The 17,487-nt window shown below is 65.5% G+C and carries 18 protein-coding genes; 11 read left to right on the top strand and 7 right to left on the bottom strand.

Translation table 11 applies throughout. From position 1 onward, the window contains the following. The first annotated feature begins 34 nt into the window (after positions 1-34). A complete protein-coding gene (locus ACE3TY_RS14195) occupies positions 35-793 on the top strand; it encodes a DUF4344 domain-containing metallopeptidase (RefSeq protein ID WP_374654030.1) in 759 nt (252 codons plus the stop codon). A gap of 166 nt (positions 794-959) precedes the next feature. Here ACE3TY_RS14195 and ACE3TY_RS14190 read toward each other — a convergent pair whose 3' ends face one another. Further along, on the bottom strand, positions 960-1,727 hold the full coding sequence (locus ACE3TY_RS14190; protein ID WP_374654028.1) for an MBL fold metallo-hydrolase: 768 nt from the start codon (positions 1,725-1,727) through the stop codon (positions 960-962). A gap of 3 nt (positions 1,728-1,730) precedes the next feature. Continuing rightward, the gene (locus ACE3TY_RS14185) at positions 1,731-2,516 is read right to left on the bottom strand and encodes an enoyl-CoA hydratase-related protein (RefSeq protein WP_374654026.1); all 786 of its coding nucleotides are present in this window, start codon (positions 2,514-2,516) and stop codon (positions 1,731-1,733) included. Between the two features lie 111 nt (positions 2,517-2,627). On the opposite strand from ACE3TY_RS14185, the gene ACE3TY_RS14180 reads away from it, so the two are divergent. From ACE3TY_RS14180 to ACE3TY_RS14170, 3 genes are read left to right on the top strand one after another with little or no spacing between them, the layout of a single operon-like run. After that, positions 2,628-3,020: a DUF423 domain-containing protein gene (locus tag ACE3TY_RS14180; protein ID WP_374654024.1), complete on the top strand. Its 393-nt coding sequence runs from the start codon at positions 2,628-2,630 to the stop codon at positions 3,018-3,020. After that, positions 3,020-3,778 carry a lysozyme inhibitor LprI family protein gene (locus ACE3TY_RS14175; protein ID WP_374654022.1) on the top strand — a complete coding sequence of 253 codons (759 nt, stop codon included), beginning with the start codon at positions 3,020-3,022 and terminating at the stop codon, positions 3,776-3,778. Before ACE3TY_RS14180 ends, ACE3TY_RS14175 begins: the two co-directional genes overlap by 1 nt. Before the next feature lie 10 nt (positions 3,779-3,788). Beyond that, on the top strand, positions 3,789-4,715 hold the full coding sequence (locus ACE3TY_RS14170) for a histone deacetylase family protein (protein ID WP_374654020.1): 927 nt from the start codon (positions 3,789-3,791) through the stop codon (positions 4,713-4,715). 221 nt (positions 4,716-4,936) lie between these two features. On the opposite strand, the gene ACE3TY_RS14165 is transcribed toward ACE3TY_RS14170, so the two are convergent. Further along, the gene (locus ACE3TY_RS14165) at positions 4,937-5,566 is read right to left on the bottom strand and encodes a DUF2062 domain-containing protein (protein WP_374654018.1); all 630 of its coding nucleotides are present in this window, start codon (positions 5,564-5,566) and stop codon (positions 4,937-4,939) included. A 328-nt stretch (positions 5,567-5,894) separates the two neighbouring features. On the opposite strand from ACE3TY_RS14165, the gene ACE3TY_RS14160 reads away from it, so the two are divergent. Genes ACE3TY_RS14160 through ACE3TY_RS14140 form a run of 5 tightly spaced genes read left to right on the top strand, consistent with a single transcriptional unit; the run spans position 5,895 to position 10,548 of the window. Continuing rightward, a complete protein-coding gene (locus tag ACE3TY_RS14160; protein ID WP_374654016.1) occupies positions 5,895-6,158 on the top strand; it encodes an exodeoxyribonuclease VII small subunit in 264 nt (87 codons plus the stop codon). A gap of 17 nt (positions 6,159-6,175) precedes the next feature. Then, complete coding sequence (locus ACE3TY_RS14155; RefSeq protein ID WP_374654014.1) at positions 6,176-7,078, top strand: polyprenyl synthetase family protein; 903 nt, start codon at positions 6,176-6,178, stop codon at positions 7,076-7,078. Between the two features lie 18 nt (positions 7,079-7,096). Next, positions 7,097-8,509, top strand: coding sequence for an MATE family efflux transporter (locus ACE3TY_RS14150; protein ID WP_374654012.1), 1,413 nt, complete (start codon positions 7,097-7,099; stop codon positions 8,507-8,509). A 4-nt stretch (positions 8,510-8,513) separates the two neighbouring features. Further along, positions 8,514-9,263, top strand: a complete 750-nt coding sequence (locus tag ACE3TY_RS14145; RefSeq protein WP_374654010.1) for a TlyA family RNA methyltransferase — start codon at positions 8,514-8,516, stop codon at positions 9,261-9,263. Then, on the top strand, positions 9,256-10,548 hold the full coding sequence (locus ACE3TY_RS14140; RefSeq protein WP_374654008.1) for a class I SAM-dependent RNA methyltransferase: 1,293 nt from the start codon (positions 9,256-9,258) through the stop codon (positions 10,546-10,548). The genes ACE3TY_RS14145 and ACE3TY_RS14140 overlap by 8 nt, the downstream gene beginning before the upstream one ends. A gap of 18 nt (positions 10,549-10,566) precedes the next feature. On the opposite strand, the gene ACE3TY_RS14135 is transcribed toward ACE3TY_RS14140, so the two are convergent. The 3 genes from ACE3TY_RS14135 to fabI all read right to left on the bottom strand — a co-directional run bounded on the left by ACE3TY_RS14135 (position 10,567) and on the right by fabI (position 13,104). After that, positions 10,567-11,052: a hypothetical protein gene (locus tag ACE3TY_RS14135; protein ID WP_374654006.1), complete on the bottom strand. Its 486-nt coding sequence runs from the start codon at positions 11,050-11,052 to the stop codon at positions 10,567-10,569. Positions 11,053-11,154: 102 nt separating this feature from the next. Next, positions 11,155-12,243, bottom strand: a complete 1,089-nt coding sequence (gene aroC / locus ACE3TY_RS14130) for a chorismate synthase (protein WP_374654004.1) — start codon at positions 12,241-12,243, stop codon at positions 11,155-11,157. Between the two features lie 3 nt (positions 12,244-12,246). After that, entirely contained in the window at positions 12,247-13,104 is an 858-nt protein-coding gene (fabI, locus tag ACE3TY_RS14125) for an enoyl-ACP reductase FabI (RefSeq protein WP_374654002.1), read from the bottom strand. Between the two features lie 354 nt (positions 13,105-13,458). On the opposite strand from fabI, the gene ACE3TY_RS14120 reads away from it, so the two are divergent. Together ACE3TY_RS14120 and ACE3TY_RS14115 are read left to right on the top strand one after the other, a co-directional pair. Then, positions 13,459-16,125 (top strand): AMP-binding protein, encoded by a 2,667-nt coding sequence (locus ACE3TY_RS14120; RefSeq protein ID WP_374654000.1) that lies wholly within the window; start codon positions 13,459-13,461, stop codon positions 16,123-16,125. A gap of 52 nt (positions 16,126-16,177) precedes the next feature. Then, complete coding sequence (locus ACE3TY_RS14115) at positions 16,178-16,729, top strand: fasciclin domain-containing protein (RefSeq protein ID WP_374653998.1); 552 nt, start codon at positions 16,178-16,180, stop codon at positions 16,727-16,729. A 427-nt stretch (positions 16,730-17,156) separates the two neighbouring features. Here the strand turns inward: ACE3TY_RS14115 and ACE3TY_RS14110 are convergent, their stop codons facing one another. Beyond that, positions 17,157-17,474 (bottom strand): hypothetical protein, encoded by a 318-nt coding sequence (locus ACE3TY_RS14110; protein WP_374653996.1) that lies wholly within the window; start codon positions 17,472-17,474, stop codon positions 17,157-17,159. Between the last annotated feature and the right edge of the window lie 13 nt (positions 17,475-17,487).

Here is a 17,487-nt window from a genome sequence, read left to right as displayed (position 1 = left end):
GGGCGGATTCATGCGGGCGTGGCGATGGCGGATTATGGCAGGGTTGGTTCTTGCGGCCGGCGGAGTGGCTGTCCCGGCCGGTGCCGCCGAGATCGACGATGATGTCATCCTGGGCGCCCTGGTGGCGGAATTCCATATCGGCGTCGCCGGCTCTCTCCTGCCCGATGCCAGCGCCGTCAGCGACGCGGCCCTGTCGGAAGACGCCATTGCCGGTGCCGCCCAGCTTATTCAATTGACCGGCATCGCCGAACAGCCGGCCGATGCGGGCGAGACCGACCTCGGCAAGGCACTGGATGCCTTCCTTGCTTTCGCGGCCACCCTGGACAAGGCCAAGAAGGCGCCGCTTGCGCCCAAGCTGGCGCGCGCGCTCGCCTGTCAGCTGATCGGCGCCGACCCGGTGGCGCATGCCGCGTTGGGCTCGATCCTGGAGATCGATGCCGCGGCGGCGGCCAGATGCACCGAGGCAGCGCATAAATCGGCGGCCGAGTGGAACAAGCGTTTCGCCCCCTATCGCCGCGGCCCCGGCCTCACCCCGCCCGCGGGGGCGGGACCGCTCTATGTCGAGATCGCGCCGGTGATCGACGAGGCCAATGAAGCGATCGCCGAGGCGCTGCGCCGGAACGGCCTCTATGACAGTCTGGCCGAGCGCCTCAACGCCGAGCTGGCATTGCCTTATGGCCGCTTGCTGCTGGTGACCGAATGCGGCGGCCCCAATTCCTTCTTCAACCCCGACCGCCGCGAAATCGTGCTGTGCGACGAGCGCATCGCCGCCTGGATCGCGGCGCAGGGGTGAGAGGTGAGGGCGTAAAGAAACTGGCGCTTGCCACGATGAGCTCATCTCCCTCTTCCCTCGCGGGAGAGGGAGTGGTTGGAGCCGACTCGTTCCTCGCCCCCCTCACCGCTCGCTTGCGCTCGCCGCCTCTCCCGCGAGAGGAGAGGCTAATTTAAGCTGACCCCTTCTAAGCCCGCTTCGCGAGATACGCATCGCACAGTTCCACCAGCCGCTCCCGCCCGAAGCTTGGGTCGTGGCCGGCGTGGACGACGCGCACGGGCAGGTCGCGCAGGCGCTTCATGGTGCGCACATAGGCGGGAATATCCGAATCGTCGAGCTCGTCGAGCAACGGCCCGTCATAGAGCGCGTCGCCGGAAAAGAGCGTGCCGCTCGCGGCTTCCCAGAGGCCCATCGAGCCCGGCGAATGGCCCGGCAGATGCAGCACCTCGAAGCGGCGGCCGCCGATATCGACCATGTCGCCATCCTCGACGATCTCGGTGACGCGCGCCGGGTTGATCTTGTAGCTGCGGAGGTCATAGCCAGCATGCGGTAGCGCGGTGATGAGGTCGCCGTCGATTGCGTAGCCGGCGACGCGGATCTTGATCACATCCTCCTGCGTAAAATCGGAATAGAGCAGCGTGCCGCGCTCGGTGGGGGTTGCCAGATTGGCAGCCTCCGCCTTGTGCACCAGGCAATGATCGAATTCGCAATGGCTGCCGATATGGTCGGCATGGGTATGCGTCGCCACCGCCGTCACCGGTTTGGTGAGGAGGTGCTTGGCGGCTTCGGTGAGGCTGGCGATGCCCATGCCGGTATCGACCATCAGGTCGCGCGTCGTGCCCCGCACATGCCAGATATTGCAGCGCATGAGCGGGATGACATGCGGCTCCCACAGCAGGGTGATGTCGTCATCGATGCGGCGGATCTCGAACCAGCGGTCGGCGATGGGGATCATGCGTCAGAGACCCTTGAAGACGGGCGCGCGCTTGCCGAGAAAGGCGGCAAGTCCTTCCTGGAAATCCTCCGTATCGGCCGCCTCCGCCTGCAATTCGGCTTCCAGGGCCAATTGCTGTTCCAGGCTGTGATGGCCGCCGGCATGGAATGCCTTCTTCATCAGAGCCAGTGCCCTGGTGGGAGCGGCGGCCAGGCGCGCCGAGAGCGTCTCCACCGCCTTGTTGAAATCGGCATCGGGCACGCTGCGCCAGATGAGGCCGAGGTCGGCCGCTTCCCTGGCGCTGAGCTTCTCGCCCAGCATGGCAAGGCCCATGGCGCGCGCCGGCCCCAGCAGCCGCTGCAGCTGATAGGTTCCGCCGGCATCGGGAATGAGGCCGATCCGCGCGAAGGCGAGGTCGAAGGCGGCACTCTCGGTGGCAAGCGTGATATCGGCGGCGAGTGCCAGGCTCATGCCGGCGCCGGCGGCGATGCCGTTGACCGCGGCGATGACGGGAAGATTCAGGCTGCGAATCTGGCGGACGACCGGATTGTAATAGCGCTCGACCGTGTCGCGGCAGGCGCGCCCGTCCTCGACGGCGCCCTTGTCGGTCAGGTCCTGGCCGGCACAAAAGCCGCGCCCCGCCCCGGTGACGATGAGCACGCGCGCTTCCGGATCGGCGGCGATATCCGCCAGCGCGTCCGACAGCGCGCCAAGCAGGCTGCGCGTCAAGGCATTGAGACGCTGCGGGCGGTTGAGGGTCAGGCGGCGGATGGCGCCGTCTTCGGCGACGAGGATTTCGGCTTCGCTCATGATGGCATGATCACTCTTCAGAAGGGCAATGGGTCGCACGGCCAGGATGATGCCATATTGCGTGCGTCATGCGATAGTTCCCGCCTCGGCCCAACAAGGGATGACTGATCGATGAACAGATTTCTGGCGGCGGCGGGCTTTCATGGGGCGCTCGCCGTGGCTTTCGGCGCCTGGGCCGCTCATGGCGCTGCGCAAATCCTCGAACCCCAGGCGGTCGACTGGGTCAGGACGGGCGCTTCCTACCAGCTGTGGCACGCCTTGGCGCTGCTGGGGGTCGCGGCGCTGGCGGGACGACAGGCTGTGCGCCTTGTCACAATCTCCGGCCTCGCCTTTTTCGTCGGGGCTTTGCTATTTTCGGGAAGCCTTTATCTCTTGGCCTGGGCCAGCGCCGCCGATGCGGCAGGACCGGGTTGGCTGGTCTACTTGACGCCGACCGGCGGCGGCCTGCTCATTCTGGGCTGGATCTTGCTGCTGGCGGCCGGATTGCAGAAAGGATCGCCTTGATGTTCCGTTCCATGCTCGCGGCCGGCTTCCTCGGCCTGAGCGCGGCAACCGCCGCGGCGCAGGATGTGCAGGCGAGCTTCGATTGCGCCAAGGCCAGCGCGCCGATCGAGCATGCAATCTGTTCCGACGCCATACTCGCCAAGATCGATGCGGACATGGCCGCCATCTATGCCGAGGCCCTGGCGCAAGCCGCCGATCCGGAAGCCTTGCGCGCCGAGCAGCGCGCCTGGGCGAATGAACGCGCCGCCGCCTGTGCCATCCTGCCCGGCGCCGATGACGATTTGCCGGATATGACCGGTGCGCAGCTCGATTGCCTGCTCGAACTCTACACGGACCGCGTCAGCGTTCTTGGCTCCGTGGCGCCCGCGCAGGGCCGGGCACCCGATCCGGCGCCGTTCCTCAACGGCATGTGGCAATTGGCTGAATTGATCGAGGCGCGGGACCCGGCCCTCAAGGGTGCGGCACAGCGGGGCCGCATCGTCCGGCTCGACCGCCACGGCCTCGCCACACTCAGCGGTGCCGGCTGTGCCGGTCCCACGCTGCAATCCCTCAGCACGGCCCGCGCCCGGCCGCTCGACGCCGACGAGCGGGCTCTTTTCGACAGGATCGATGCCGCCGCCAAGGACGGCAAGGACGGTGTCGCCGGTTTCTGCCTGGGCCGGCTGTTCGCCCTCTATCTGCCGGCCGAGGACGGCTCGCTGCTGGTGGCCGACGCGAGCGCGCTCTATCGCCTGCAGCGCCTTTCCGCCAAGCCATGACGACCCACCCATGACGACGGGTCTCTACACGCATCCGGCCTGCCTCGAGCATGACACCGGCCATGGCCATCCGGAGCGTGTGCAGCGCCTTGTCGCCATCCTGCGTTTGCTCGACGACCCGATCTATGCGGCACTCGACCGGCGCGAAGCACCCCAGGCGACGCGCGATCAATTGGCCCGCGTCCATACCGCGCACTATATCGACGAAGTCTTCGCCGCCATCCCCAATATCGGCTATGGCGAACTCGACGGCGATACCGTGCTGTCGCCCGGCTCCGGCGAGGCGGCCTTGCGCGCGGCCGGTGCCGTCGCGGATGCCGTCGGCGCCGTCATCGGCGGCGAGCTGAAGAATGCCTTCTGCGCGGTGCGCCCGCCCGGACACCATGCCGAGCGCGACCTAGCGATGGGTTTCTGCATCTTCAACAATATCGCCGTGGGAGCCGCAGAAGCGCTGACCGTCCATGGCCTGGAACGCGTCGCCATCTTCGATTTCGATGTCCATCACGGCAACGGCACGCAGCATATCTTCGCCGCCGATCCACGCGTGCTCTATGCCTCGACCCACCAGATGCCGCTTTATCCCGGCACGGGCGCCAGGCACGAAAAGGGTGTCGGCAACATCGTCAACGCGCCGCTGCCGCCCTATGCCGGTTCCGAGGAATTCCGCGATGCCTGCGAGACGATCATCCTGCCGGCGATCGAGAAGTTCCGCCCGCAATTGCTGATGGTCTCCGCAGGCTTCGATGCGCACCGCGCCGACCCGCTGGCGAGCCTGGAGTTTGAAACCGAGGATTACGCCTGGATCACCGACCAGCTGGTGGCGCTGGCCGCCGGCCTTTGCCAGGGCCGCATCGTCTCGACCCTCGAAGGCGGTTACGATCTCAATGCATTGGCGGAATCGGCCACCGCGCATGTCTATGCGCTGCAAAGGGCTTAGGGAAAGCGAAACGAGACCTTTTGCGCGACGGAAGCGTCATATTATTTCGGCGGGGCCGCCAACTGAGCGAGACAGGGCAAGCTGCGGTGACTTAATAATTCATTGTCATGGCCCGCGAAGGCGGGCCATCCACGACTTTCTTTCATTTCCGGCGCACAAACTCGTGGATGCCCCGCCTTCGCGGGGCAGGATAAGAAGGAAGAGCGTGAGGTGGCAATGATTTACGCCTTCGCGGCGTCGGCGGCGAGCTGGTTGCGGCGGCGTTCCATGCGCTTTTCGCGCATGTGGCGGTAGGCGTTGATGACCTTGAGGCTCCAGCGGTAGCCGAGCCAACCACATAGCAGCGCCCAGGGGATGAAGCCCACCCACATGGCGACCGCCCAATCGAGGAAGAGGAGGCGCGAGATCATCTTGATCTGGTCCCAGAGGCCAAGCTGCTCGTTCACCAGGTCGCGCGAGAGACTGACGAAGCGGTCGAAGCCGGAAAGATCGTCCCAATTGCCCATCATCACCTGGCCGGTGACATAGAAACCGTAGAACATCGGCGCGGTCGTCAGCGGGTTGCTGATGAACGTCCAGAGTGCGGCAATGACGACGTTGAAGCCCCAGTTGAAGCGCCGAGCGATGAGCCAGATGGCCAGCACCACGGTCGACTGGCCGATGATCGGCATCAGGCCGCAGACGACGCCGACCAGGACCGAGCGCGCCGAATATTCGGCCGGGTGCCGCGCGCGCAGCATTGGCGTTACCAGGCGATAGCGGACATAGCGGCTGGCCCGGCGCACCAATCCGGCGGGTTTCGGGCGACCCGGCATGGCGGCGGCTGTGTCGGTATTGATCCTGTTGCTCATCGAAACTGTTCTGGCATCCCTGTTAAGTCCATTTGGCAAGATCGAGCCATAAATTGCAACGCTGCTGCGGCCCGATCCGACCAAGGTCTGGGGTAGCGATTCGCCGGGTCTCTTTTGCCAACTATCTGAAACATCACGTTTCCCGCCTATTGTCGGGGGCGAAGCCCGTCAGTAGAATGCGCCCCATCGGCGCTTCGCGCGGCCGCCTTGCGACAGGAGGCCGCGTCGGCGCCATTTTGATTGATAAAGGTAAGCGCAGCAGATCACGGCGCCTTTATGGCACGGGGTCTATGACGAATCTCTTACCGAGGCACCGGGGAAACGCCATATGGCTGAGAACAAATCCGAGACCGCGAAGCTTGAGCCCATCGCCGGCATGAGCTTCGAGGAGGCGCTGGCCGAACTCCAGGAACTGGTGAAGCGCCTGGAGCGGGGCGACAACAAGCTCGACGAGGCGATCGGCGCCTATGAACGGGGTGCCGCGCTGAAGCAGCATTGCGAGATGAAGCTCAAGGAAGCGCAGCTCAAGGTCGAGAAGATCGTCCTTGGCGCCGATGGCAAGCCGCGGGCCATGCCCGCGGATATCGACTGAAAAGACAGAACGAGATCATGCATCCTGAGGTCACCGTGTCCATCGAGACTGCCCTGAACGACGCCGCCATTTCCGTAAACCGGAAGCTCAACGAGCTCATCAAGCCGGTCGACGGTGCCGAGGCGCGCGTGATCGAGGCGATGCGCTATGCCACCATGGTGGGCGGCAAGCGCATCCGCCCCTATCTGCTGATGAACAGCGCCGCGATCTTCGACGTCCATTTCGACTATGCGCTGCGCGCCGCCGCCGCCATCGAGATGCTGCATTGCTACAGCCTGGTGCATGACGACCTGCCGGCCATGGACAATAGCGACCTGCGGCGCGGCAAGCCGACCTGCCACAAGCAGTTCGACGAGGCGACGGCGATCCTGGCCGGCGACGGCCTGCTCACCATGGCCTTCGAAGTGCTGTCGCATCCCGACACGCATCCCGACGGCGACGTGCGCGCCCAGCTTTGCCATGCGCTGGCCGTTTCGGGCGGCGCGAACGGCATGGTCGGCGGGCAGATGATCGACCTCTGGGCCGAGAACCAGGAACTCGACATCGGCGCCATCACGCGCCTGCAGCGCATGAAGACCGGCGACATCATCGCCTTCTCCTGCGAAGCCGGCGCCATCCTGGGCCATGCGTCGAAGGAACAGCGCCACGCCCTCGTCGGCTACGCGCACGATCTGGGCCTTGCCTTCCAGATCGTGGACGACCTTCTGGATGCCGAAGGCGACGCGGCCCAGACGGGCAAGCCCACCGGGGCGGATGCCGCCGCCGGCAAGGCCACCTTCGTCTCGATCCTGGGGCTGGAGCGCGCGCGCCAGCAGGCGCGGCTGCTGGGCGACCAGGCCAACGCCCATCTCGACGGTTTCGGCCGGAAGGCCGATCCCCTGCGCTGGATGACGGACTTCGTCATCAACCGGAAGAGCTGACGGAACAGGAATAGCGCGATGACACCCCTTTCCGCCGGCTCCCGGAAGGGCGCGGCGGAAAGCCGATTGCCCCTCCACCAGGACATTTTCGCTACCATCGGTTTGGCGGCGCCGATCGCCATTGCGCTGTTGGTTGAAATGGCCATGGGTGTTGCCGAATATACGATGGCCGGGCGCCTAGGTGCTGCGGCCTTTGCCGCCGGCGGTTTCGGCGCCCAGATCCTCTTCGTGCCCAAGATCCTCGCCATGGGCGCTCTCTATTCCGTCGCTTCCCTGGGTTCGCATGCGCATGGCGCGGACAAGCCCGACGAGCTGCTGCGCATCCTGCGCCAGGGCCTGCGGCTGGCCACCATGCTCTCGATCCCGGTCATGCTGTTCATGCTGGGTGTCGGTCCGGTGCTGCGCATCGTTGCGGCGCGCGACCCAGACTTCGTCCTCGACATTGCGGCCATCGAGCAATTGCTCTGGTGGGCGCTTCCTTCCGTGCCGGCCTTTCTCTGGTTCCATACGCTCCGGAACTTCGTCACCATCCTGGGCCGGCCGGTCGCCGTCACCATCATCGGCCTCATCATCCTGCCGATCTTCATCGTTATTCTTTACCTGCTGATGTTCGGCGCCTTGGGCTGGGGCGGCATGGGCGTGCCGGCGATCGGCCTTGCCACCACGATCATCTGCTGGATTCAGTTCGTCCTCGGCGCTCTTTATGTGCACCGCTTCCGGCCCTTCTCGTCCTATCCGATCTTCCGGCATCTGGGCCAGGCCGACGGCAAGCTGCTGAAGGAGATGCTGGTGGTGGGTGCGCCCATCGCCGGCGCGTATCTTTTCGAATCCGGCATGTTCTTCGGCTCGACCGCCGCGATGGCCGGCTTCGGCACCGATCCGCTGGCGGCGCACAACATCGTGCTCAACGTCACCAGCGTCACCTTCATGATTCCCTATGCCATGGGCCAGGCCGGCACGGTGCGGGTCGGATATGCCCTAGGCGCGGGGCGCCCCGCCGATGCGCGCCAGGCCGGCCTGGTCGCCATCTCGCTCGCCTTGCTGTGGATGCTGTTCGGGGCGCTTACCATGTGGCTGGCGCCGGTCTGGATCAGCGCCTTCTATCTGGATCTCGCCGATGCCGGCAACGCCGCGGCCTTTTCCGTCGCCATGACGCTCTTTCCCATCGCCGCCATCTTCCAGTTTTTTGACGGGCTGCAGGTCTCGGCGCTCGGTGCCTTGCGCGGCTACAAGGACACCAGGGTGCCGATGCTGATCGCCTTCGTCGGCTATTGGGTGCTGGGCATCGGCGGCGGCATTACCTTGGCCTATCTGCTCGATGTGCGCGGGCCCGGCGTCTGGTGGGGGCTCGCCATCGGCCTTGCCGCATCTGGCACCATGCTGCTGCTGCGCTTCCTCTATCTGTCGCGCCGCCACCTCGTGTTAGATTGAACCCATGGCCAAGGAACGCGTCGACAAGCTGCTCGTGGACCGGGGGCTGGTGGAAAGCCGCGCCAAGGCGCAGGCATTGATCCTGGCCGGCCTCGTCTACAGCGACACAAAGCGCATCGCCAAGGCCGGCGATCAGTTACCGCTGGATGCGCCGCTCAATGTGAAGGGTCAGGACCATCCCTGGGTCAGCCGCGGCGGCCTCAAGCTTGCCAAGGGAATCGAGGCCTTCGGCCTTCCGGTCGCGGGCCGGATCGCCGCCGATATCGGCGCCTCGACCGGCGGCTTCACCGACGTGCTGCTGCATCATGGCGCCGCCAAGGTCTATGCCGTCGATGTCGGCCACGGCCAGCTGGCCTGGAAACTGCGCCAGGACAGCCGCGTCGTGGTGCTGGAAAAGACCAATGCGCGCCATCTCACGGCTGCGCAGATTTCCGACCCGCTCGATATCGTGGTGTGCGACGCCAGCTTCATCGGCCTCGAAACCGTGCTGCCGGCGGCGCTGGCGTTGACCAAGCCGGACGCCTGGTGCGTGGCGCTCATCAAGCCGCAATTCGAAGTGGGCCCGGACCGGGTGGGCAAGGGCGGCGTGGTGCGCGATGCCGCCTTGCACGAAGAGGTCTGCGCCCGCATCGAGGCCTGGTTCGCCGGCCGGCCGGGCTGGCAGGTGCTGCGCATCGTCGAAAGCCCGATCCTGGGGCCGGAAGGCAACAAGGAATTCCTGATCGCGGCGCGCAAGGGAGACGGCAATGACTGAGCCGCTGCAATCCGGCACCTCCGATACCGTCGATCTTGCGATCGACTCCCTCGGCGCGCAGGGGGACGGCATCGGCCGCTATGAAGGCGCGCAGGTCTTCGTGCCCTATACGCTGCCCGGCGACCGGGTCCGCGTGCGGCTGCAGGTGAAGGGCAACAATGCGTTCACCGGCCGGTTGATCGATGTGCTGGCACCCGCCGCCAATCGCGTCGTGCCGCCATGCCCGGTCTTCACGCAATGCGGCGGCTGCGCCATGCAGCATATGGCGCTGGCTGATTACGGCGCCTGGAAGAAGGCGCAGGTCGCGGCGACCCTTGCCACGCGCGGCCTTGCCTTGCCGGCTGAAACGCATTTCGTCGGCACCGCGCCGGGCGGCCGCCGCCGCGCCGTCTTCGCGGCGCATAAGGACAAGGACCAGGTCGTCCTCGGCTTCCACGCCGCCATGAGCCACGAGATCGTGCCGCTCGATGATTGCCTGCTGCTGACGCCGGCTTTGCGCGCGAGCCTGCCGCATCTGCGCAGCCTTGCCGCCGTGGCTCTTCACAACAAGCAGAAGGCCGACATCCAGGTGACCGAGACGCTGACCGGTCTCGACGTGCTGGTGCAATCGGCCGACAATCTGGCCGAGGCGCGCCGCCAGTCGCTCATCAGCGTGGCGCGCGAGGCCGATTTCGCGCGCGTCTCCTGGGCGCACGGCAAGGCGCAGCCGGAACCGATCGTCATGGCGCGTGTCCCACAGATGCGCTTTGCAGATATCACGGTCGACCTGCCCATCGGCGCCTTCCTGCAGCCGAGCGTCGAGGGCGAGGCGGCCTTGGTCGCCGCCGTGCTTGCCGGCGTCGGCAAGGCCAAACGCATCGCCGATCTCTACGGTGGCTGCGGCACCTTCAGTTTTCCCATGGCAAGGAAGGCACGAATCCTCAGCGTCGACAGCGCCAAGCCGGCGGTCGCTGCCCTCATCGCCGCCGTCAACCGCGCCCAGCTCTCGGGCCGCGTCGAGGGACTGGCGCGCGATCTCGATCAATCGCCGCTGCCGCCGGGCGATCTCAAGCCTTTCGATGCCGTGGTCTTCGACCCGCCGCGTGCCGGCGCCGAGATGCAGACGCGCATGCTGGCCAAGAGCATCGTCAAGCGCGTCGTGGCCGTCTCCTGCAATCCGGCAAGCTTCGCGCGCGACGCACGCCTGCTGCTCGATGCCGGCTTCGAGTTCAAGGAGCTGACACTCCTCGACCAGTTCCTCTGGTCCGCCCATGCCGAACTGGTCGCGGTCTTTACCCGCAAATAGCCGCGCGCGAAGCAAGGCTCAGGCGATCTCCATGCGCGCAAAGGCAGTCAGCACGAAGCCGATCTCGGGCGCCGCGACCTTGGCAAAGGGCAAGGCCAGGATTTCGAGCGGCACATATTCATAGCCCGTGCCGAAAGGTGCCCCGCTGAAATAGCAGGGGGCGGACGATCGGATGGGCGCGTCGTAGACGGCAAACCAGCGTTCGGTAAAAGGCGCCCCCAATTCGCCAAGATGCATGCGCGTGAGGTTCGCCGCATTGAAATAGAGCGCCAGTTCGCGGCCGACATAGCGGAACAGGATATCGTAGGGCCGCGCGGCATTGGGCTCGTCCGCGATCTCGCCCAGGATCAGCCAGGGCAGCAGATCGGGAAAATCCATCGGGTCGAACAGGCTGCGCGACGGCAATCCGCCCTTGCACGTCCACATGTGCCAGGCGCGTTCCAGCGCCTGCAGCGAAATCGATTCGATTCCGCTCTTTGCCTGCCAATGCATCTGCTGCTGCATGCGCGGGATTTCCCCAGACTGCGCCCAATCGGCGAGCATGGTAGGAATAATTAGCTAACAGAAGATGAAGGAAACTGAGGTATCAAACCTCATTCGTCCAAGTCAGAGCCCGATCTGGCCACGATGGCGCAGCAGATGATCCGCCAGCACGATGGCCATCATCGCCTCGCCCACGGGAACCGCGCGGATGCCGACGCAAGGGTCGTGGCGGCCGGTGGTGACGACATCGACATCCTCGCCGCGCGTGGTGACGCCTTTCCTCGGCGTGTTGATGGAGGAGGTGGGCTTCACCGCAAAGCGCACGACCACATCCTGGCCCGTCGAAATGCCACCCAGTATGCCACCGGCCTTGTTGGAGAGGAACGCGACCTTGCCGTCCTGCATGCGCATCTCGTCGGCATTCTCCTCGCCGCTCAAGCTCGCGGAATCGAAGCCGGCGCCGATCTCGACGCCCTTCACGGCGTTGATGCCCATCATCGCGCCGGCCAGATCCGCATCGAGCTTGCCATAAAGCGGCGCACCCAGCCCCACCGGCACGTTCTTCGCCACCACTTCGACGACTGCGCCGACCGACGAGCCGGATTTGCGCACGCCGTCCAGATATTCCTCCCACACCATTGCCGTGGCGGCGTCGGGCGACCAGAACGGGTTCTTCTCGACCTCCGCCCAGTCCCAGGCCCTGCGGTCGATCTTGTGATGACCGATCTGCACCAGCGCGCCCTTGATTTCGACCGGCCGCGGCAGGACATGATCCAGCACCTTGCGCGCCACGGCGCCGGCAGCGACCCGCGCCGCCGTCTCGCGCGCCGAGGATCGGCCGCCGCCGCGATAGTCGCGGATGCCCTGATACTTCGCCCAATAGGTATAGTCGGCATGGCCGGGGCGGAACTGCTCGGCGATCCTGCCGTAATCCTTGCTGCGCTGATCCTCGTTGCGGATCATCAGCGAGATGGGCGTGCCGGTGGTCTTGCCCTCGAACAGGCCGGAGAGAATCTCGACCGCGTCAGGCTCGCGCCTTTGCGTCACGAAGCGCGACTGGCCGGGCTTCCTGCGGTCCAGCCAATGCTGGATTTCCGAGGGCTCCAGCGCGATTCCCGGCGGCACGCCGTCGACCACGCAGCCCAAGGCCGGGCCATGACTTTCACCCCAGGTGGTAAAGCGGAAGAGATGCCCGAAGGTGTTGTGCGACATCGATCAGGATTCGGTCTTCGAGAAATTGCGCAGCATCTCGGTGAGGTCGACCGCCGATTCCGGGCGCAGCATGCCGACGACATTGTAGCCGCTGTCGACATGATGCAGCTCGCCGGTGACACCGCGCGACAGGTCCGAGACGAAATAGAGCCCGGCGCCGCCGACATCCTCGATGGTGACGTTCCTGACCAGCGGCGCGTTGAGTTCGTTCCAGCGCAGGATCTGGCGGAAATCGCCGATGCCGGAAGCAGCCAGCGTCTTGATCGGCCCGGCCGAGATCGCATTGACGCGAATGCCCAGTTCGCCGAGATCGGCCGCCAGATAGCGCACCGAACATTCCAGCGCGGCCTTCGCCACGCCCATCACATTGTAATGCGGCATCACGCGCTCGGCGCCGAGATAGGTCAGCGTCACCAGCGAACCGCCGTTCGGCATCAGATCCTTGGCGCGGTCGGCCACCGCCGTGAAGCTGAAACAGGAAATGTCCATCGTGCGCGCGAAATTGCCGCGCGTGGTCGAAACATACTTGCCCTTCAGCTCTTCCTTGTCGGAAAAGGCAATGGCATGGACGACGAAATCGAGGCTGCCCCAGCGCTGTTTCAGCGTGGCAAAGGTGGCATCGATACTGGCATCGTCGGTGACATCGCAGGGCACCACAATGTCGGCGCCGATCGACGTGGCGAGCGGCTTCACCCGGCGCTCCAGCGCTTCGCCCTGATAGGTGAAGGCGAGTTCGCCACCTTGCGCGGCGACGGCCTTGGCAATCCCCCAGGCGATGGAGCGGTCATTGGCAACGCCCATCACCAGGCCGCGCCTTCCTTTCATCAGGCCGCCCGCCATCAATCCCTTCGCATCGCTCATTTATTGACCCCAATTACTTGATTAACAAAGGTTATGGCCGGCATCCTACACCATAGCGCGCATGGGTCAATTCGCGCGGCGACATGGCGGAAGCGCGAAAATAGGGGGCGCTCACACATCGTCGGTGCCGTCCGCCGGCAGTTCCGGGCGGTCGCATTCACCCATTCAGGCGCAAAAATCCGCGCGCCTCAGCGCCGTCCCCCAGGCTGGTTATCCACAGCTTGACGAGTCTCGGACCCTGCGTCATGTGTATCCGCAGCCAACGGATTGTCCGTCGTCTTCGCGACGGTGTTCACCCGCCAGCCACATCGTCAATGACGGCCCCAAGGGGCGCCGTCTTATGGCTGAGCAGGCATGAGCGTCGCTTTCATCGATGGACTAGGAGCGTTCGGCACGCGGCCGGCATTGATCGCCGCGGATGGCGGCATTCTCACATATGCGGATCTTGCCGCGCTGATCGCGGCACGCCGGCATGAAATGGGCGGGGCACGCCGCCTGATCTTCTGGGACGCGGCGCCGGACGTTGCCGGTATCGCGACCTATCTCGCGGCGCTGGCCGGCGGCCATCCGATCGTGCCGCTGCCGCCCGCCTGCGGCGCGGAAGGCAACGCGGCGCGGCGGCGCCTTCTCGATCTCTATCGCCCGGATCTTGTCGTCACGGCCGATGGCGACCGCTGGCATTGCCGACCGGAAACGCCCGATCCGGCTCCCTTTCATCCGGATCTCGCTCTGCTGCTCTCCACCTCGGGCAGCACCGGCTCACCCAAGCTCGTGCGCCTCGGTGCATCCGGGATCGACTGCAATGCCGTGGCAATCGGCAGCTATCTGGGTCTGGGGCCGGACGACTGCACGGCCTTGGTCTTGCCGCTATCCTATTCCTATGGCCTTTCCGTTCTTCATGCGCATCTCGCCGCCGGGGCCGGAATCTATCTCGGCCATCGATCGATCCTCGATCCGGGCTTCCTCGACGCGCTGGCGCGGCATGGCTGCACCAATCTCTCCGGAGTCCCTTATAGTTTCGAACTGCTGGAGCAGATCGACTTTCGCACTTTCCGGCTTCCGCGGCTGCGTTTCCTGACCGTCGCCGGCGGCCGTCTTTCGCCCGACATGGTGGTTCGATATGCGCAGCACATGAAGCGCGCGAGCGGGCGGTTCTTCGTCATGTACGGTCAGACCGAAGCCACGGCACGCATGGCCTACCTGCCTCCGGATGCAGCGGCATTGCATCCGGATTGCATCGGCATCGCTCTTCCGGGCGGCGAACTGTCCCTGCGCGACGAAGACGGTCGGCATATCGAAGGTGCCGGCCGTGTCGGCGAGCTGATCTATCGCGGCCCGAATGTGATGATGGGCTATGCCGATGACCGCGCCGATCTCGCCCGCGGCCGCGATATCCCTGCCCTGGCGACAGGCGATCTTGCCGAGCGCAACGATGCCGGATTCTACCGTCTGGTCGGCAGGCGCCAGCGTTTCTCCAAGATCGCCGGCCTGCGAATCGGCCACGATGCGGTCGAGCTGGCCCTGATGGCGCGGGGCGTGACGGCAGCGGTCACCGGAGACGACCGCCGCCTTCTTGTCGGCCTGGACGCAGCCGCGCAACTGGATCCCGTGCGCACTTCCGTCGCCCGGCTGACCGGCCTGCCGCCGAAACTGATCGATGTACGCCAGTTGCCCGACCTGCCGCGCGGCGCCAATGGCAAGACGGACTATGCGCGCCTGCGTGACTTCTTCGCCGAGACGGCGCCGGCCGCCCGGATTGTTCCGGGCCACGCCGGCGCGGTGATGTCGGCCTTCGCCGACGTTTTCGCGCCGCGCACGCTGCGCGGCAGCGACAGCTTCGCGCGGGTCGGCGGCGACTCCCTCTCCTATGTAGAGATGACCCTGGCCCTCAAGCCGCTGATCGATCCGCTGCCGCGGGACTGGGAACAGCTTTCGATCGACCGGCTGTCGGCCCTCGCGGCCGCCAGATCGCCCGGCTGGGAGCGGCGCGCCTTCACCGGCCTCGATAGCGACCTTTTTCTACGCGCCATCGCCATTCTTGCCGTCGTTCTGCATCACGCGACGCGCTGGGACATCGCCGGCGGCGCCGCGATACTGCTGATGCTGCTGGGGTACAATCTGGCGCGGCACCAGGGCGCGCGGCTGTTGCGGGGCGATGTCCTCGCCACCCTGCGGGCATGCCTGCGGCCGATCCTGCTTTACTATGCGCTGCTGCTGATATACGGCGCCTTTGCCGGCGGGCTGGCCTGGCAAAATCTTCTTCTGGTCGGCAATCTGGGCCTCGATGGCTATTCGACAGTTGGCACGCCGCTTGTGACCTTCTGGTTTGTCGAGGTCTATGCTCAGTTCCTGGTGTTCACGGCGCTTCTCTTCGCTTTCCCGCGCGTGCGCGCCGCGGTGCGCGCCAATCCCTTCGCCAGCGGCCTGATCGGACTCGGTGCGGCGGTGGCATTGCGGCCGACGGTCGATCTATTCCTGGATTTCGGCGAGATGCGCTATTTCTTCACACCGCGGATCGTTCATGTCGCCTTGCTCGGCTGGTGCATCTACTTTGCCGATACAGGAATCCGCAGAGCCATCATGGCTGGCATCGTCCTGCTGCTTCTGATCGGGCTGCCGCTGTTCGAGGGCACCGCGGGCTCGCCGGTCGTCTGGATACGAGCCGGCCTGCTGGCCCCGGCCTGCTTGCTGCTGCTCTCCGGCGCCACGCCGCTGCTGCCCAGGCCCATCGCGGCCGGTCTCGCCAGCGTGGCCGCGGCCAGTTTCAGCATCTACCTGCTGCACACCTGGCCCTATTTCCTGTGGCTCGAGGATGCCGGTTTCGCGATGCCGGCCGAGGCTTTCCTTTACATGATCATCGGAACCGGTCTCGGACTCCTCTGCCATTGGAGCCTGCGTTCGGCGAGGCGCAGTCTGTTGATACGAACGGCCGCCAATGCCTGGATCAGTGCATTCGGAAAGATCGCGCCGAAGGCGATTTTGTTCTCCGGCCACGCATCCAGCCCGAAGGATGCGGCGTAAGTACCGGCAGTGAGGCTGGCAGGCTTCACATCACTCATCAGAGGAAGGCACCATGAAAGCGAAGATCCTGGGCACGATGCTGGCGTGCGCGATTGCGGCCGGCTGCAGCAGCGCCAACACGGCCGAGAACCCGATGGTTGGCGGCGCACCGATGTACCAGTCGAAGAACATCGTCGAGAATGCAATGAACTCGAAGGACCACACCACGCTGGTGGCGGCCGTGAAGGCGGCGGACCTGGTCGATACTCTTTCCGGTCCCGGCCCCTTCACTGTCTTCGCACCGACCAACGCCGCCTTCGACAAGCTGCCCGCCGGCACGGTGGAGACGCTGCTGAAGCCGGAGAACAAGCCGACCCTTGGTTCGGTCCTCACCTATCACGTCGTGCCCGGCACGCTGGATGCGAAGTCGCTGCTGGCCGACATCGCCGCCAACAAGGGCAAGGCGATGCTGAAGACGGTGAATGGCGAAAACATCACCCTTGAAATGATGGGGAACGGCATCGGCATCACCGATGCCAAGGGCAACATGTCGATGGTCACCATCGCCGACGTGCGCCAGTCGAACGGCATCATCCATGTCATCGATAAGGTGCTGCTGCCCTGAAGTGGCGGAATCCTGGATAGCGGCATTTTCGATAACGGAATCCTAAGTAGCGGTCCGGGAATCCGGATATCGCGGGCCGCCCTGGAACGGAGATTCCAGGGCGGCATTTTCTCCCCGGGACCGCGATCGCGGCCTTTCTCCGTCTTGTCCTTCGGGAACGCGGCAGGCCCCGGCTTGTTGCTGATTCCATGCGGGCACTTCTCATCCATAACAGATCCGCCGGCGCCGGTGCGCTGTCGTCCGAGGAACTGACGGCGGCCCTGGAGGCCGGCGGGCTCAGCGTCCGGCACTGCTCGCCCAAGGATCCTCAGCTGGAGCGACACCTTGCCGCCCCTTCCGAGCTTGTCGTGCTGGCAGGCGGCACCGGCCGACTCTCATCGGCGATGCCGAAGCGCTCGCCCTGCTCGGCGCCCGCAACAGGTACTGACTATTTGTGCTGCCCCCGCAGCATCGGCGGCGGCACGGTGTGCGGCACCTTTGGATCGGTCGGCATCACGTCATGGCCCAGCGAGCGCGGGGCCGGCGGTCGCAACGCGTTGGATTTCAGGCCATCGGATTTCAGGCCATCGTATTTCGGGCGGGGCACGATCTCGCGCGGGTTGGGCCGCGGGTCGAACGCGTCGATACAGGCCGACCGCCGCGGCTCGATCAGGTCCGCGCAGTCGGTGCCGCTGGGATAGCCCGTATTGTTCTGCGCCATGGCCGGCACCCCGGAAGGCGCCAGCAGCGGGAGCGCCAGCAGCATCGCAACGACAAAC

The sequence above is a fragment of the Dongia sp. genome (assembly GCF_041918875.1).
Classification (GTDB): Bacteria; Pseudomonadota; Alphaproteobacteria; order Dongiales; family Dongiaceae; genus Dongia.
The sequence above is the reverse complement of the archived record's forward strand: the minus strand, read 5'-3'. Positions and strand labels throughout refer to the sequence as shown.

What these genes read in the sequence shown, in the direction of transcription:
- ACE3TY_RS14180 (WP_374654024.1), top strand. Translation starts at nt 2,628, where the DNA reads ATGAACAGATTTCTGGCGGCGGCGGGCTTTCATGGGGCGCTCGCCGTG.
- ACE3TY_RS14135 (WP_374654006.1), bottom strand. Translation starts at nt 11,052, where the DNA reads ATGCAGCAGCAGATGCATTGGCAGGCAAAGAGCGGAATCGAATCGATT.
- ACE3TY_RS14190 (WP_374654028.1), bottom strand. Translation starts at nt 1,727, where the DNA reads ATGATCCCCATCGCCGACCGCTGGTTCGAGATCCGCCGCATCGATGAC.
- aroC (WP_374654004.1), bottom strand. Translation starts at nt 12,243, where the DNA reads ATGTCGCACAACACCTTCGGGCATCTCTTCCGCTTTACCACCTGGGGT.
- ACE3TY_RS14150 (WP_374654012.1), top strand. Translation starts at nt 7,097, where the DNA reads ATGACACCCCTTTCCGCCGGCTCCCGGAAGGGCGCGGCGGAAAGCCGA.
- ACE3TY_RS14170 (WP_374654020.1), top strand. Translation starts at nt 3,789, where the DNA reads ATGACGACGGGTCTCTACACGCATCCGGCCTGCCTCGAGCATGACACC.
- ACE3TY_RS14175 (WP_374654022.1), top strand. Translation starts at nt 3,020, where the DNA reads ATGTTCCGTTCCATGCTCGCGGCCGGCTTCCTCGGCCTGAGCGCGGCA.
- ACE3TY_RS14195 (WP_374654030.1), top strand. Translation starts at nt 35, where the DNA reads ATGGCAGGGTTGGTTCTTGCGGCCGGCGGAGTGGCTGTCCCGGCCGGT.
- ACE3TY_RS14145 (WP_374654010.1), top strand. Translation starts at nt 8,514, where the DNA reads ATGGCCAAGGAACGCGTCGACAAGCTGCTCGTGGACCGGGGGCTGGTG.
- ACE3TY_RS14120 (WP_374654000.1), top strand. Translation starts at nt 13,459, where the DNA reads ATGAGCGTCGCTTTCATCGATGGACTAGGAGCGTTCGGCACGCGGCCG.
- fabI (WP_374654002.1), bottom strand. Translation starts at nt 13,104, where the DNA reads ATGAGCGATGCGAAGGGATTGATGGCGGGCGGCCTGATGAAAGGAAGG.
- ACE3TY_RS14185 (WP_374654026.1), bottom strand. Translation starts at nt 2,516, where the DNA reads ATGAGCGAAGCCGAAATCCTCGTCGCCGAAGACGGCGCCATCCGCCGC.
- ACE3TY_RS14155 (WP_374654014.1), top strand. Translation starts at nt 6,176, where the DNA reads ATGCATCCTGAGGTCACCGTGTCCATCGAGACTGCCCTGAACGACGCC.
- ACE3TY_RS14165 (WP_374654018.1), bottom strand. Translation starts at nt 5,566, where the DNA reads ATGAGCAACAGGATCAATACCGACACAGCCGCCGCCATGCCGGGTCGC.
- ACE3TY_RS14115 (WP_374653998.1), top strand. Translation starts at nt 16,178, where the DNA reads ATGAAAGCGAAGATCCTGGGCACGATGCTGGCGTGCGCGATTGCGGCC.
- ACE3TY_RS14110 (WP_374653996.1), bottom strand. Translation starts at nt 17,474, where the DNA reads ATGCTGCTGGCGCTCCCGCTGCTGGCGCCTTCCGGGGTGCCGGCCATG.
- ACE3TY_RS14160 (WP_374654016.1), top strand. Translation starts at nt 5,895, where the DNA reads ATGGCTGAGAACAAATCCGAGACCGCGAAGCTTGAGCCCATCGCCGGC.
- ACE3TY_RS14140 (WP_374654008.1), top strand. Translation starts at nt 9,256, where the DNA reads ATGACTGAGCCGCTGCAATCCGGCACCTCCGATACCGTCGATCTTGCG.